The organism is Bartonella sp. AA9NXGY (genome assembly GCF_042196845.1).
Taxonomy (GTDB): Bacteria; Pseudomonadota; Alphaproteobacteria; order Rhizobiales; family Rhizobiaceae; genus Bartonella.
The window spans coordinates 35070-50731 of the sequence record NZ_JBHIRB010000003.1 but is presented as its reverse complement, the minus strand read 5'-3'; the positions used below and the strand labels follow the sequence as shown (position 1 = coordinate 50731).

Annotated in this window: 11 protein-coding genes and 1 pseudogene; 4 read left to right on the top strand and 8 right to left on the bottom strand. The window is 35.9% G+C overall.

The window, feature by feature from the left end; translation table 11 throughout:
- Positions 1-142 precede the first annotated feature (142 nt).
- The 7 genes and pseudogenes from ACFIM6_RS02450 to ACFIM6_RS02420 all read right to left on the bottom strand — a co-directional run bounded on the left by ACFIM6_RS02450 (position 143) and on the right by ACFIM6_RS02420 (position 8773).
- On the bottom strand, positions 143-544 hold the full coding sequence (locus ACFIM6_RS02450) for a hypothetical protein (protein ID WP_375611504.1): 402 nt from the start codon (positions 542-544) through the stop codon (positions 143-145).
- A gap of 362 nt (positions 545-906) precedes the next feature.
- Positions 907-1320, bottom strand: a complete 414-nt coding sequence (locus ACFIM6_RS02445; protein WP_375611503.1) for a hypothetical protein — start codon at positions 1318-1320, stop codon at positions 907-909.
- A 214-nt stretch (positions 1321-1534) separates the two neighbouring features.
- A pseudogene (locus ACFIM6_RS02440) lies at positions 1535-1831 on the bottom strand (hypothetical protein); the annotation flags it as partial.
- 719 nt (positions 1832-2550) lie between these two features.
- Positions 2551-3933 (bottom strand): amino acid permease, encoded by a 1383-nt coding sequence (locus ACFIM6_RS02435; RefSeq protein WP_375611502.1) that lies wholly within the window; start codon positions 3931-3933, stop codon positions 2551-2553.
- A gap of 449 nt (positions 3934-4382) precedes the next feature.
- The gene (locus ACFIM6_RS02430) at positions 4383-4742 is read right to left on the bottom strand and encodes a hypothetical protein (protein WP_375611501.1); all 360 of its coding nucleotides are present in this window, start codon (positions 4740-4742) and stop codon (positions 4383-4385) included.
- A 398-nt stretch (positions 4743-5140) separates the two neighbouring features.
- Entirely contained in the window at positions 5141-6679 is a 1539-nt protein-coding gene (hutH, locus tag ACFIM6_RS02425) for a histidine ammonia-lyase (RefSeq protein WP_375611500.1), read from the bottom strand.
- Positions 6680-7996: 1317 nt separating this feature from the next.
- Positions 7997-8773, bottom strand: a complete 777-nt coding sequence (locus ACFIM6_RS02420; RefSeq protein ID WP_375611499.1) for a class I SAM-dependent methyltransferase — start codon at positions 8771-8773, stop codon at positions 7997-7999.
- A gap of 420 nt (positions 8774-9193) precedes the next feature.
- On the opposite strand from ACFIM6_RS02420, the gene ACFIM6_RS02415 reads away from it, so the two are divergent.
- The 4 genes from ACFIM6_RS02415 (at position 9194) to parE (ending at position 13704) form a co-directional block, all read left to right on the top strand.
- On the top strand, positions 9194-9820 hold the full coding sequence (locus ACFIM6_RS02415) for a LemA family protein (RefSeq protein ID WP_375611498.1): 627 nt from the start codon (positions 9194-9196) through the stop codon (positions 9818-9820).
- Positions 9820-10671 (top strand): TPM domain-containing protein, encoded by an 852-nt coding sequence (locus ACFIM6_RS02410; protein ID WP_375611497.1) that lies wholly within the window; start codon positions 9820-9822, stop codon positions 10669-10671. Before ACFIM6_RS02415 ends, ACFIM6_RS02410 begins: the two co-directional genes overlap by 1 nt.
- A 147-nt stretch (positions 10672-10818) precedes the next feature.
- Positions 10819-11556, top strand: a complete 738-nt coding sequence (gene lipB, locus ACFIM6_RS02405; protein WP_375611496.1) for a lipoyl(octanoyl) transferase LipB — start codon at positions 10819-10821, stop codon at positions 11554-11556.
- Positions 11557-11637: 81 nt separating this feature from the next.
- The gene (gene parE / locus ACFIM6_RS02400; RefSeq protein ID WP_375611495.1) at positions 11638-13704 is read left to right on the top strand and encodes a DNA topoisomerase IV subunit B; all 2067 of its coding nucleotides are present in this window, start codon (positions 11638-11640) and stop codon (positions 13702-13704) included.
- Between the two features lie 17 nt (positions 13705-13721).
- On the opposite strand, the gene recJ is transcribed toward parE, so the two are convergent.
- Positions 13722-15506: a single-stranded-DNA-specific exonuclease RecJ gene (recJ, locus tag ACFIM6_RS02395; RefSeq protein ID WP_375611494.1), complete on the bottom strand. Its 1785-nt coding sequence runs from the start codon at positions 15504-15506 to the stop codon at positions 13722-13724.
- Between the last annotated feature and the right edge of the window lie 156 nt (positions 15507-15662).

Below are 15662 nucleotides of genomic sequence, written 5' to 3'. Positions count from 1 at the left end.
TACGATAGAAAGACTGATAAGTCTTCTAATATTTTCTCACACGCAAGATGACTTTTGTTAGCATATAGATATTGAAGAAACAATCCCACCCCCCATGCAAAAACAAGAATGGAAGGATTTTTGATTACAGCAGCCTCAATACTTAAGGTTGACATTCAGGTTGTTCTTTATGCTCTTGACAATGAGGACTATTCAAACGCCTCTCTACACTTCGCTGAGGAATAACTGCATCAGGCTGACAAATTGGAAGATTTTTATATTTCTCACACCACTTCATTCTTCCCAATTTATCTTGGAAACCTGCTTGGATCATACATGCATTCACAGACTCCTCAGCATTGAATTTCTCATCAGTACTTGTTTCTGTATCAAGACGACCATCAAGATGCTGTATTCCACATTCTAACAGAGCTTTTTTGATCTCAAGCTGATCAGCACCGGATTTTTCCCATGCATCTACAGCTGTTCGAGAAGGCTGCTCAGGGTAGCATCCAGCCATAACAAATAAGGTTATCCCGCTTAATAATTTTAAAATCTGCTTCATTTTCCTATCCTTGAGTAATTTTGATATTACGAAACAATCTATAAATTATTTTACATACTGTTTTTTATTTCCAAAACAATGATGAACATTATCAACCTATATTATTTTATCTTTCCGAAGATTATGCCATAATTATTATATCAAAAATACGGTAAAATTATTACTAAAATCATCTATCTATCAACGATATGCTTATAATTATTATCAATATTTTGATTACAACCAAAATAGATATTTTATATTATTGCGCCAACAGTTGTGGTACCCATAAATAAATAGCATTGACATGCTGAATTAAGCCCCCCGCGTACGGGTATGAGAAACATGAAGGTAGGGATTGTGATCGTCACAAACAGCAAGACTTAAGGTTTGCATTCAGGTGCATTTTTATATTTTTTACAAAAAGGGCTGTTCAAGCGCTTCTTGACACTGCGCCTCGGGATGACAGCGCCTGAACGACAAATCGGCAAGTTTTCGGCTCTAAAAGTATAACATGGCCCACCCGCTCTTGCTACCTCTTCATCTTTATAGCGGAAACCTGATTGAAGCATGCAAGCATAAATTGTTGCTTTTGCATTGATGCTCTGCTTTCTATTTTCTGGATCGACATCATAAGGAGTTGGCATACCACATTCTAACAAGCCTTTTCCTATCTCTGTAAAATCTGCTCCTGGCTTTTCCCACGCACTCAAATACCCTCCAGGAGTTTTATTAAACTGACATCCGGCTATACTCAATAGAGTTATCGCACTTAATAATTTTAAAGTTTGTTTCATTTTTTACTCCATGATTTAATTCAAGGCTTTTGTTCTAAATGAAATGTGCCATAAAACTTTTGGCATTTATAATCCACATCTCCAAGACAGGTATGGGAATTTATGGGATTTGTAGCCACTCTCTACCATTCTATCAAAAAGTTACTACCAGCAGGTATTGTCTCGTAGGTATAGCCATTACCGCCAATCCATCGGCTTACAAAGTCATATCTATACCCATCAAAAAACCTGTTTCATGCGTCTGTGAATGGCTGCTATGATGGTCTGTCATGCCAACAATCGTCATACTTTCCCCCATTACATTGATATCTTGACCAGAAATCAGATGAGAAGCAATAATCGTAGCATCTCATTGTACATCCATATCAACATTGCCTGTTGCCTCAAGGATAGAGAGAATTGTTGTTGTGTGTGTTCAGAGCTATTGGAAGATTTCTCGTGTAAAAAGCCACTTTCCGATGATTTTTTTTTGCTGGTTGTAGTGTTCTTGAGCGCATTTTATGGTAATATCGAATAATTTTTCACCGAAATACAGTTGCGGAGTGCATTTTGTCCGCCTCCACTTGTGATAAAAATTACTCTTGTATCAATATTAAAAAAATAAGTTTGATCCTTCCTCTTGTGAGAGCAATAAGAATCGTAAAACTGTCACACGTTCATTGTTCTCTTTAATTTACTCTTCTATGAAATTTTATTGTAATACCTTGCTGCTGTTTATTAAAGTTTTTGTAAAAACAATGATACAATGCCTCATGTAACTTTGTTATCCACTATTTTCTACCAACGCCAATCCTCTTTGAGAAAAAATACATAAAGAACTTTATCTTCGCTTCTAAAAGCAATATTAATTTTCTAAACAACAAAATTTAAACAACCAATTTTTTAAAGAGCTAAAAAACAATTCTTACAATAACTTCTTTCGTAAAACAGAACTTCATTAATACGTTTAGAAAAAGATATCTGCCTATAATCTTGTATCTGGTAAAATCTATTTGCGCTGTTAGGCATTTTAACCTGAAAGACTTATATTGATGGCACAGCTCACCATCAAAAAACGTCTAATATTTATATGATTTGGTCGTTACCGTAAGCAATGGCTCACAAAAACTTCCAAAGCAAAATAATAACGAGCAGATTTTTTCAATCTAGATTGTTCTAACCTTTAGAGAAAACAATCAAACACCTGTTCTCCTGATGACATCAGCTATTTGTTTTGAGTTTTTTCTCTATTCACATTTTATTCAGCTTCTTTTGCTTAAAATTATAAAGTTTAAGTACATAGAAACAAACAACAAGCCAAGCAATCCAACTAACACCTATAATTAAAACCGGTCGTGTCTCATCAAAATACCATAAGAGAATAAAAATAAAAACCATAAATAAAATAGAAAAAATCGACCCTATTGGCCAAAATGGAATGGGAAATTTTAAACCATTCTGTGCTTCTTTAGGCATCTTAATTCGCATAGAAAATTGTGAAAGTAGAATCATCATCCAAACAAAAACTGTCGCAAATGTTGCCATTGCGGCAATAAGAAAAAAAAGCTTTTCATGATAAAAATAATTAAGGACAGCACCAAGAAGAAAAATACCGAAGATCATCAAAATAACAAAAACTGGTATACCGTTTTTTGATAAATATTGAAACTTTTTTAAAGCATAACCTTCCTGCGATAAACCATGGATCATACGACAAGCACCATACATTCCACTATTCATTGCTGAAATAGCCGCTGTAACAACAACAATATTTAAAATATTTGCTGCATATGAAATCCCAAGATTTTCAAAAATGGATACAAAAGGGCTATCCATGAGACCAATCTCATTCCAAGGATAAAGAGACATTAAAATAGCTAACGTCATGACGTAAAAAAGCAAAATACGAACTGGAGTAGAATTAATTGCCTTTGAAATCGTTTGATGAGGGTTTTGAACTTCCATGACTGCCATGCCAATGATTTCTATGCCACCAAAAGCAAAAACAACAACACTAAAGCAAGCTAAAAAACCAAACCAACCATTGGGAAAAAGTCCACCATTTTTCCATAAATTATGAACAGTAACGGTAGAAAAATCTGCACCTTCACCCCACCCCCAAAAAATAATTGCTATTCCTAAAATAATCATCGCAATGATAGCGATAACTTTAATAGAAGATAGCCAAAACTCTAGTTCACCATAGACTTCTACAGCCGCTAAATTAATACCTGTGATGATTAATGTAATACTCAGTGCCCATACCCAAGGAGCAACATCAGGATACCAAAACCCCATATAAGTCGCAAAAGCTGTAATATCAGCCAAACCAACAAGAATCATCTCAAATACATATGTCCATCCCGTTAAAAAACCTGCTAATGGTGATATGTAATTTGCCGCATAACGAGCAAAAGAACCAGGCAATGGATTATGAAGTATCATCTCTCCTAGAGCCCGCATAACCATAAAAATAGCTAAACCAGCAATACAATAGGCAATCAAAACACTGGGACCCGCAAGCTTAATTGCCTGTGCAGACCCATAAAAAAGACCTGTTCCAATAGCAGAACCAAGAGCTAAAAAAATAACTTGGCGCTTACTCATACCCCGTTTCAGTTCATTTATTGCCATTTCTTTCCTTACTTTTTGAAATGCTGACAATCCACACCACGATAACAGCCCTATGATAAATAAAGCCTCATGTTTCTTTCACAAATATATTTCAAAAAACATCGAAGACCAGCCAGTCCAACACTTTGCTCTAAACAATGAAAAAATACTTTTATTGCGAATTATTCAGCTTTTATAGCCTACAATTTCGTATTATTTTATTCAAATAAAGTGATAATGAATTTTTTCACAATTGTCATTTAATTCATTTCGTATTCTCTAGTTTTTTACAGAGAAAATTAACCTTAATGTAATCTAAACTTTTAGGCTTCTATTTCGGTGCACTGAAATAGAAGCCTAAAAATTCATAACAAACACATTAACTATGCATACAATTAATTTTTTGTTACTTTAAGCAAACTTTCTTTGAGCCCATAAAACAAACTTTTTATGCCAATTGAATAGCTCAATCAATGATAATACGAATCTCGCAAGTCTTCAAAAGCATGAGAAAATTTATCTACAACCCATCTTTTAAGGACTCCAGCTGCCTTAACGACAAGCTTTCCAATGAAAAAAAAATATACGATAAAAAAAGCATCTTTGATTATTGGTCCGATGATAGCGTTCTCATTACCTCTGGGAATTTGCCCTGAGATAGCAATAAAATCTTTGTTTTTCGCTGAAATAAGAGGCTCTTTCTCTTGAGCCACTATCATAATGAAAACTTCCTCTTGAAAGCTAGCTCTCCTAAAATTTGCATGAATCTCAAGAATTTGAGAAAAAAAAAGAACTGTTATTGAAACACATAATTTAGCACTTTTAAACATTCTTTTCTCCTTTTTTATTTTAAATATCAAAAATGAACTATAAAATTCATAAAGTATTAAAAATAAGAAGAATATAAAATAAAAATTTTATTTTTACTTGATACAATACATATATTATAATTTATATTTATAAAAATACAATATCACGAATATATAATTCGTATATATTATTTAACTTATATTAAAATTTCTGATATAAATCAGAAAATATAGGTGCTTTAATTTTATAGTTTCTATAAAATAACAAAATATCTAGTTAACTACAAAAATCAGATATATACAGTAATAAATATATAATTTATTAAATAATTCAAATATAGCATTTCTCCTCTATATTTTCATATGAGGAAGTTTCAAAATTCAATATCCCCCCTTCAGCATTGACCTTAAAACAAATACTATTGAAAACTTAATGAAGGAAAAATTGTTTCTGGTAAAACAGATAATAAGTGCCCTTCACGCACAAGTATATGTGCTTGATGAAGATCTGGAGCCAGATAGCGATCTTCCTTAAGAGAAGCAACATTTTTTCGTAGACATTCCATAACAGATTGCAAAAAAGTACTTGTTTTTAAAGGTGCACGATATTCAATTCCTTGTGCTGCAACAAGCGTTTCAATACCAATAAGTGTAAAAAGATTTTCGCTCATGACCAATAACCGACGCGCTCCATGGCAAGCCATTGAAACATGATCTTCTTGATTGGCAGAAGTTGGGGTTGAATCAACGGAAGCAGGATGGGCCATTTGCTTATTTTCAGACATTAAAGCTGCCGCTGTTACTTCAGCAATCATAAAACCTGAATTAAGACCCGCATTATGTGCTAAAAAGGCTGGAAGTCCATAAGAAACTGCTGGATCAACCATAAGAGCAATACGCCGTTGAGAAATAGATCCTATTTCACATAAAGCAAGAGCAATCTGATCAGCAGCAAACGCTACAGGTTCAGCATGAAAATTCCCACCTGATACAACTTCACCATTCCTTAAAATCAATGGATTATCTGTAACAGCATTTGCTTCAATAATCAGTGTTTTTGCTGCTGCCAGCAAAATATCAAAACATGCCCCCATGACCTGTGGCTGGCAACGTATACAATAAGGATCTTGTACACGCTCATCCCCCTGTAAATGTGCTGCACGAATTTCTGAATCCTCTACAAGTTTTTCTAATGTTTTCGATACGGCAATCTGCCCATAATGTCCTCGTAAAATATGGATATCAGGATGAAATGGCGCCGTTGATCCCATGATAGCATCTGTCGTCAAAGCCCCTGCCAACAATCCACCACACAATGCCCGATAACCTCGAAAAAGACCAGCAAGTGCAAGGGCTGTTGAGGTTTGAGTCCCATTAATAAGAGCTAGACCTTCCTTTGCCTCTAAAATAATAGGGGACAATCCCGCTTTCTCTAATGCAACCGCCCCACTCATACGAATATTTTGAAAAAATGCTTCCCCTTCTCCCATCATAACAGCCGCCATGTGAGCAAGTGGAGCTAAATCACCTGAAGCACCAACAGACCCTTTTTCAGGGATGACAGGAATGACGCCTTTTGCAAGCATATTTTCCAGCAAATTTACCAATTCTAGACGAACTCCTGAAGCCCCTCTTCCTAAAGAGATAAGCTTTAAGCTCATTATCAAACGCACAATATTTTCAGCTAAAGGCTCTCCTACCCCACAACAATGGGACAAAATAAGGTTTCTCTGTAAAACAGCGACATCGTCCGCATCAATTTTAATGGAAGCCAACTTCCCAAAACCAGTATTAATACCGTACACAGGCTCACTTCCAGCAGCAATTTCAGCAATGCGCTGAGCCCCTTTCTCGATAGCTAAATGCGTGTCATTATGAAGTTTACTTACTTCACCATTAAAATAAATAGCTGCAAGCTCACTAAGCGTCACCTCGCTCGGTTTCAGTATAATAGTCATAATTTACTTTCTTTTTTTTATCAAAGTATAACGTTTAGCATTATTGATCCTTCTATAAAACAAAAAAAACTATAACGACTCTTTAAAGCGAGAATGCTTTCTTAAAGGTATTCCTTACAATGGAATTATTATCCAAAAGTAGAATAGTTGACGATAAATGAAAATGAAATATTGACAAACACAACCAAGGTCATGGATTTTAAAAATAGATAACGCATTAATTTATAATTATAATCTAGCATGATTCATATTAAATGAGAGAGCTGAATATCTTTAGACTCTCTCATTCCAAATCTGTGTATGTTGAATCAATCAAAACCATTCGCTTGCACGTCATAAGCGAAATTGGCGTATGGATAAACTGTACAAAAAAGGACTACTCCTCTTATGAGCCGTGTCAAGAGCTGTCACAACATTGGGAAATGACAAAGTGTGTGATGGTGCAGGCTTATTCTTTTATGAAGCGTAAAGATGGAGAACTCAATGGATTTATCATCAAGCTATTCCTACTAAACTTATAAAAATCTTAAATAGATAGCTGTCACAATCTATCATGATTGCAAAAATTAAACTCTATAGAAAATTAAAAAACTTATTCAACACATCACAACAGAGAAGAAATTGAGCTTATTTGCCACTTCTAAAATTGTATTTAAAGCGCCAGATTAAATCTTGAAAAACACATCTTCAATAAAACCACATAAGAATCGGCCTAACCCGTTATTTAAAATAGAAAATAAAAGAAGTTTTCTTATATCAAAAAAAATAATTAATATATTGTTTTATATTATATCTTTTAAACAGAGAAATGCTTCATATAGCATATTTATATTTTACTTTTTTGTTATACTGAATCTAAATTTAGAGATAATTTCAAAATGAGTTGTTTTTTTAAGGTTCTTCCAAGCCATTACCTTTTTTACTACAAATTTCTGATTATGATAATTTTTTGTACTTTTTCAGTTGTTTTTGTCAAAATTTATTAAAAACACTCTCATTTAATAACAAAAAACAATCATAAAAACAAAGAATTATCAAATATTTCTATTCAATCTACCTCTTTCCATTTTATAAAATAATCTGTTGTTAAACTGCAGTAAAGAAAGCGCTTCGATGCTATAATGCAGAGCATAAGTTTTCTATTTAAACTCTCTCATATTAAATGAACAATGAAAATCAGCGGTAATAAGATGTCAATGTGAATGCTGAAGAAGAAAAAACCTTTCTCTCTCAAAGTCTGACTTAATAAGGCGTTAATTTTCTGAATACCGCCCACTCTGATGTGTTAAAAGAGCAAAAGCAATCATCGATATCGGATTATCCTGCATACATATAGAGCTCACTTTGATACAAAAGCTCCAAATTGCCTTGCACTTCATATTTCTTTATCAATGCGACCAATTGCCGCAAATATTCTTCCCCATAGCAAGCAATAGCGCGTTGCACTTGCGTTGAAGAGCGGCTCATTCCAATAAAAGCTTCAGATGGGATCATCATCGTCCAATTGTGCGTATGAAAAGAAATCTTTTCTGTATCTACCCCAAAGCCATCACTCATTTCCTGTAAAAAATCAAAATTACGATAATAACGGGAATAATTTGGACTCATCTTCTCTAACAATGTCTCATAAGCCTCTAGAAATTCGCTATGCTTGAAATCACGATTATTTTGAATAACCGCCATGACACCATTGACCCGAAGTTGATCTGAAATAACGCGAAGCAATTTAGGGCGATCCATCCATTGAAATGCCTGCGCTGCAACGATAAGATCTACCTTGCCTATTTGAGGCAATAGATCTTCGGCTCGGCCCTGATACCACCGCACGTTCGGAAATTTTCTTCGTCCCTGCTTAATCATATCTTCCGATACATCAATAGCATGATATTGGTGCTCGTTGCCTAAAAATTTAACAATCCCCTCTAATGCGATGCCTGTCCCAGCGCCTATATCCACGATGGACAAATTCTTTTTGTTCTTAAAAGGAAAGAGCATGGTCTTAAATAAAGTAAGGGGATAGCGAGGACGATAGCGATTATAATCATCAGCCAATCCGTCAAATTTTTCACTTTGCTGTTGGACACTTTCTATCATAGAACTTTGTCTCTCCTTACAGTTGCTGATATACATAATTAAAAAGTCTTTTTATCCAATACGTTAAGCATAACTTCTAAAGGAAGAAAATAGGAACTGCCCTTACCTTCTATTTTTCTATAAAATTGATCCTTACATTTTTCTCTTTTCCAGTTATTATCTGCACATTTTGAAACCCAAAACTCCTACGAAAATAATATAATTTTCTGTAATAATAATTAATATGAATATTATTGATCTTTTATAAGATGACATCTATATTACTATTATTATTTTAATATCAACAAGTCACTTAAGCGTACCTAAAACGCAGAGAGATATCAATTTATTGATAAATACGCCTGTTTATAAATTTCAAAATACTTTCCACCAAGAAAAAAAACTCTATATAATACATAAAATATCTGTGGAGACATCTTTATGTTAAATGTACAAACTTCTTCAATGTTTAGAATATTAAAACGATTTTCAATTATTATTTTTTTGGTATGGTTAGTGCCATTTTTAAGTGGTTGCGGATTCAATGCGATACCAACAAATGAAGAAAAAGCACATGCAGCATGGAGTGAAGTGCTCAATCAATATCAACGTCGTACAGACCTCATCCCTAATCTTGTAGAAACAGTTAAAGCTTACGCAGCTCATGAACAAAGTGTTTTCACAAATGTAATTGAAGCACGTGCTAAAGCAACACAAGTCAACATTAATGCAGATATGTTGAATAATCCAGAAATTATGCAGCAATATCTCAAAAATCAAGCAAATTTATCAAGTGCACTTTCGCGACTTATGGCTGTTGTTGAAAACTATCCGGATCTTAAAGCAAACCAAAACTTTCTTGCTCTTCAATCACAATTAGAAGGAACAGAAAACCGTATTTCCGTTGCGCGCCGCGATTATATTGAAACAGTACGTGCCTACAATACTGCACTCAAAACAATGCCGACGATGATTTGGGCAAAATTATGGTTTCATGATGCTAAACCTATGCCAACTTTTACCATCGATACTGATAGCCAACAAACACCAAAGGTTAATTTTAATTAATGAAATCATTTCGATACTCTTTGCAACGTATTGTATTTCCAAAATTATGGGCTTTTATCTGCTCTCTGTATTTAGTTGCTGCATTGGGAAGTATCGCTTGTTCGCAAATAAAATTTCCTCATTTAACAGGTTATGTTAATGATGTGGCTCATTTGCTCGATAATGCAACCAAGGAAGACTTAACAAAAAAACTGGCAGCACTCGAAGAGAAAACGGGAGATCAAATTGTTCTTGTAACACTCCCTACTCTTTCGGGCAATGATATAGAAACGTACAGCAATTCTCTTTTTCGTACATGGGGATTAGGCCAAAAGAAGATCAATAATGGTGTATTACTGGTCATTGCACCGAATGAACGCACAGCACGTATCGAAGTTGGATATGGTTTGGAAGGAGAGCTAACAGATGCTCTTTCCTCTGTCATTATTAATAGCTTCATGATTCCTAATTTTCGCGAAGGAAATTATCAAAAAGGAATTGCTGAAGCAGTTGATGCAATTATCAAAGTTATTACAGAAAGTGATTCTGATTTTACTTTTCGCATCAAAGAAAAAGCTAAAATCGTTGAAGAACAACGTAAACAAGCTGAAAAAGAAGAAATGGTAATCAATGCAATTATGTTTTTAGCCTTTTTTATAATGTTTGGTCTTCCTATTCTTGCAATGATTTTTGGTAAAAAAGTGGGGCCACAAAAGTATCTCTGGCTGGGGATCATCTTCACACCTTGGTTTCTTAACTTAAGTGCCGGTGGCAGATATCCTGGTGGAAGGTTCGGAGGTCCTCGAGGTGGAGGGGGATTTAGGGGTGGTGGTGGATCATCAGGTGGTGGCGGTGCAACAGGAAGATGGTAAAAGGAACGTGGATTTTTAAGCGTAGCAAATCTTCTTAAGATAAAATTTTATGAACGTATTCTCTTTTATTCAACAATTCTATACCTTACTCTGTAATCACTTTTATTGATTACAATACAAACTCAAACATCAAGATAAATATTACCCATGACATGTGAATTGAAACATACAGATCGTAATCACTTATCACATCATTTTAATGCAATTCTAGAAAATCCACCCGTCGAATGGAAGATAAGTGATCATCTAGTTGAGTATCCTGAAGCTCTGCGTTATATGCAAGAACGTGTAGAAAAAATTCTTGCAAAAACCGCGCATGAACAAGTTTGGCTTCTTGAACACCCTTCCCTTTATACAGCGGGAACGAGTGCAAATAAAAAAGATCTTTTGGCACCTAATTTATTCCCTGTTTATGAAGCAGGACGTGGAGGTGAATTTACATATCACGGTCCAGGACAGCGTATTGCTTATATCATGCTTGATCTTAAACGCCGAAAACAAGACATTCGTGCTTTCATTAGTGCATTAGAAGAATGGATCATACAGATGCTTGCCAACTTTAATATTAAAGGCGAACGACGAGAAGATCGCGTTGGTGTCTGGATTAAACAGCCTCATTGCCCATCAAAACAAAATGATCTTTCTTCTGAAAATAAAATTGCAGCTATTGGCATTCGAGTGCGCAAATGGATAAGTTTTCATGGAGTTTCTATCAATGTTAATCCTAATTTAGCCCATTATTCAGGAATTGTTCCTTGTGGAATTACAAACCACGGTGTAACAAGCTTTCTTGATCTAGGTTGCCCTGTAGCAATGCATGATATTGATATTGCTCTCAAACACGCTTTTGAAAAAATTTTTGGTCCAACAATCGATGTTTCCTAAGTGCATTGATTTTTAAATAAAAAACAGGCATAAAATTATTTTAATAAATATTTGATTTTATGAGGTGGATAGTTAAACGCTATGAGCGATAACAAAAAGGATCTTTTTAGTGTTTTAAATAAAGCCCAATCTCGGGTAAATACAAAAGAAAACACTCTGCAGTCTCCAATGAAATCAAACGCGATGATTTCAAGAAAAAGTGCAAAAGATACGCAAGAAGATGACTATAATGCCCTCTCTATTCGAGTTCTTGAGGGTTTAGAGCCGGTACGTTTACGCCCTGGAATGTATATTGGTGGAACAGACAGTAAAGCGCTTCATCATTTATTTGCCGAAATTATTGATAACGCGATGGATGAAGCTGTTGCGGGTTATGCAGATTCTATTGAGGTCTCATTAGATAGGAATGGTTATATAACCGTTACAGATAATGGACGCGGTATTCCTGTCGAAAATCATCCTCAAATGCCCGAGAAATCGACTCTTGAAGTTATTATGACACAACTCCACTCAGGGGGAAAATTTGATGGAAAAGCTTATCAAACTGCTGGTGGACTTCATGGAGTAGGAATTTCTGTCGTCAATGCTCTTTCTGATGATATGGAAGTTGAAGTTGCCCGAGAACGAAAACTTTACCGCCAACGTTTCTCACGTGGTATTCCTCAATCTGGATTGGAAGATCTGGGAGATGTTTATAATCGTCGTGGTACGCGCGTTCGTTTTCATCCTGATCATGAAATTTTTGGTGAAAAAGCAGCTTTTGATCCAGAAAAAATCTATAAGATGACATGCTCCAAAGCCTATCTTTTTGGTGGCGTAAAAATTCGCTGGTCTTGCGATCCCGTCATACTTGAAGGCGCAAAAAATATTCCTGAAAAAGCTGTTTTTCATTTTCCCGATGGGCTTAAAGACTATTTACTTTCGTCACTAAAAGATGAATATCGAGTAACGTCAGAAATTTTTTCTGGCAAAACACAACACAATAATGGCCATGGCTCCGTTGAGTGGGCTATCGCTTGGCATGGTGGTGATTCTTGTGTGCAATCTTATTGCAATACGATTCCTACAGGAGAAGGCGGAACACATGAAATAGGATTACGTCAAGCTCTTTTGCGTGGATTGAAATCCTACGCTGAGTTAATAGGAAACAAGCGCGCAACGATTATTACGTCTGACGATATTATGATTTCAACAGCCGCAATACTTTCAGTCTTTATCAGTAACCCTGAATTTGTTGGACAAACAAAAGATCGATTAGCAACCATTGAAGCACAGCGTATCGTTGAGAATGCAATCCGCGATCCTTTTGATCATTGGTTAGCAAATTCCCCACAAGAAGCAACAAAACTTCTCGATTGGGTTATCGAACGTGCTGAAGAACGTATTAGACGACGCCAAGATAGAGAAATAAGTCGAAAAACTGCTGTCCGTAAATTACGTCTGCCCGGTAAACTTGCAGATTGTAGCCAAAACCATGCTTTGGGTGCTGAACTATTCATTGTTGAAGGGGATTCTGCAGGAGGATCTGCTAAACAAGCAAGAAATAGAGCAAACCAAGCAATTTTACCTCTTCGTGGTAAAATCTTAAATGTCGCCAGTGCTGCACATGAAAAAATGAACTCAAGCCAAACAATTAGCGATCTTATCCTTGCTCTTGGATGTGGAACACGCTCCAAGTATCGTGAAAAAGATCTCAGATATGAACGTATTATCATCATGACAGATGCTGATGTTGATGGTGCTCATATTGCGTCACTGCTCATTACCTTCTTCTTTCAAGAAATGCCTGACCTTATTCATCAGGGACATTTATATCTTGCCGTCCCTCCCCTTTATAGAATATCGCAAGGAGGAAAAGTTGCTTATGCTCGTGACGACATTCATAAGGATGAATTGCTCAAAACTGAATTTACTGGAAAAGCTAAAATCGAAATCGGGCGTTTTAAAGGGCTGGGTGAAATGCGCGCAGAACAACTTAAAGAAACGACTATGCATCCTCAAAAACGTACATTGCTTCGTGTTTCTATTGATGCCGTGGAAATGCAAGAAACGAAAAAGACTGTAGAAAGTCTCATGGGAACAAAACCAGAAGCACGATTTCGTTTCATACAAGAAAATTCTACTTTTGCTTCTAATCTAGACATCTAATGTAAAAAATATCCATTTCAAACCACTGCAGCTGCGTCAATCACGCGCAGTTGCGGATTGATCGTTCCATTCCAATAATTCAAACTAAGATGACCAGCTAAATGAATCATTTCACCAATATTTTCAAAAAGAAAATCACCTAGCGATGTCCCTACAGCACGAAAAGCTATTCCTTGTAGTTTTTTTCCTTCAACATTAGATACAATGAGGCGAAGATGTCCTTTACCAACTTCAGATAGATTCACCAGTCGATGAGAGGGAAGAACAAAAACAGGTGTTGCATTCCCTGCCCCAAATGGCCCTGCTTTTTCAAGCAATTCAAACAGCGCTTCATTAACACCAGAAGCAGAAAGAGAACCATCTATACTAAGAGATTTTTTTGCACGCAACTGTGAAACCATTAAAGAAACTTTTTCTTCTAGCCATTTTCGAAAAATTTCAATTTTTGTTGATTGAATTGTAATTCCTGCTGCCATACTATGTCCCCCTCCTTTTTCTAATAAATTTAATGTAACAGCTTCACGAACGAGTGCTCCTAAATCTATACCATTAATTGAGCGTCCCGACCCTACGCCATTTCCATCTTCTTTCAAAGCAATAGCAAAAACAGGGCAAAAAAAACGCTCTTTAAGGCGGGAAGCAAGAATACCAATAATTCCCGGATGCCATTCTTTATGAGAAATTACAAGTGACAATGGTATTTCTTGATCTTGATAAAGAGAAGAAATGTAAGATTCCGCTTGTGCTAATTGAATGTTCTCCATTTCTTGGCGTTCTTGATTAAGCCGATCTAATTGTTCTGCTATTCTGTCCGCTTCATCTTTATTCTCACAGCTAAGCAAACGTGCTCCCAAAGCTTGATCACCAATGCGCCCTCCTGCATTAATTCTAGGACCTAATAAAAAGCCTAAATGAAAACTATTAAGCGGCTCCCCTATTCGTGCAACCTTTGTTAAAGCTGTTATTCCTAGATTATGCATAGAACGAGCAACTTGAAGCCCTTTTAACACAAAAGCACGGTTAACCCCCTGTAATGGAACGACATCACATATGGTTGCCAATGCAACAAGATCAAGCATACTTAAAAGATCAGGCAGCGGTCCTTGGAATTGTTTTTTCCGCAGCAAATGATGAACCCAAGCTAACGTAACAAAAACAACGCCAGCTGCACATAAATGCCCCTGTTTAGAAAAATCATCAGGACGATTAGGATTGACAAGAGCAACAGCTTCTTGATGAATCTCTGACATTTGATGATGATCTAAAATCACAACATCAGCACCAGCAAGCCTCGCTGCTTTTACGGCATCAGGACTGTTTGCACCACAATCAACAGTGATGATTAACCGAGCGCCTTCTTGCACAAGCATCCTCATTGCTTGTTCATTCGGACCATAACCTTCAACAATACGATCAGGAATATAAATTTTGACTTCAATACCAAAATAACGAAAAAAACGTGCTATGAGTGCCGATGAACAAGCACCATCAACATCATAATCACCAAACACAGCAACCTGTTCTTGATTGAGAAGAGCCTTAACAATGCGCTCTGCAGCGCATTGCATATCCCTAAAACTTTCTGGATCAGGCATAAGCGTACGTAATGTTGGATTAATAAAAGCAACAGCCTCAGCTTCATCCACATCTCTTGCTGAAAGTACTCGAGCTAACTGATCTGGAAAGCCAAATTTTTGAGAAATAGCGCGCGCGTTATTTATCCCTTGAACATCAAGGGCATCTAACCAAGCTTGACCACAAGCAGAAGATTCAACATTGAGAAAATAACGAGACCACTGCATTATTTCTTATTTTATAATGAAGAACGATAAAAGACAATCATGCGTTAAAGATAAAATAGTCTTTTGCAACATTCATTTTAAGTTTAAATGGTCTACAAACTTCTTTTAATGGGGTATTATAATACCTTTCTTGTAACATATTGTTTTATAAAGTTT

Excerpts from the sequence above, each read along its gene's own strand:
- recJ (WP_375611494.1), bottom strand. The coding sequence starts at position 15,506 with ATGCAGTGGTCTCGTTATTTTCTCAATGTTGAATCTTCTGCTTGTGGT.
- parE (WP_375611495.1), top strand. The coding sequence starts at position 11,638 with ATGAGCGATAACAAAAAGGATCTTTTTAGTGTTTTAAATAAAGCCCAA.
- ACFIM6_RS02450 (WP_375611504.1), bottom strand. The coding sequence starts at position 544 with ATGAAGCAGATTTTAAAATTATTAAGCGGGATAACCTTATTTGTTATG.
- hutH (WP_375611500.1), bottom strand. The coding sequence starts at position 6,679 with ATGACTATTATACTGAAACCGAGCGAGGTGACGCTTAGTGAGCTTGCA.
- ACFIM6_RS02430 (WP_375611501.1), bottom strand. The coding sequence starts at position 4,742 with ATGTTTAAAAGTGCTAAATTATGTGTTTCAATAACAGTTCTTTTTTTT.
- ACFIM6_RS02445 (WP_375611503.1), bottom strand. The coding sequence starts at position 1,320 with ATGAAACAAACTTTAAAATTATTAAGTGCGATAACTCTATTGAGTATA.
- ACFIM6_RS02420 (WP_375611499.1), bottom strand. The coding sequence starts at position 8,773 with ATGATAGAAAGTGTCCAACAGCAAAGTGAAAAATTTGACGGATTGGCT.
- ACFIM6_RS02435 (WP_375611502.1), bottom strand. The coding sequence starts at position 3,933 with ATGGCAATAAATGAACTGAAACGGGGTATGAGTAAGCGCCAAGTTATT.
- ACFIM6_RS02410 (WP_375611497.1), top strand. The coding sequence starts at position 9,820 with ATGAAATCATTTCGATACTCTTTGCAACGTATTGTATTTCCAAAATTA.
- ACFIM6_RS02415 (WP_375611498.1), top strand. The coding sequence starts at position 9,194 with ATGTTAAATGTACAAACTTCTTCAATGTTTAGAATATTAAAACGATTT.
- lipB (WP_375611496.1), top strand. The coding sequence starts at position 10,819 with ATGACATGTGAATTGAAACATACAGATCGTAATCACTTATCACATCAT.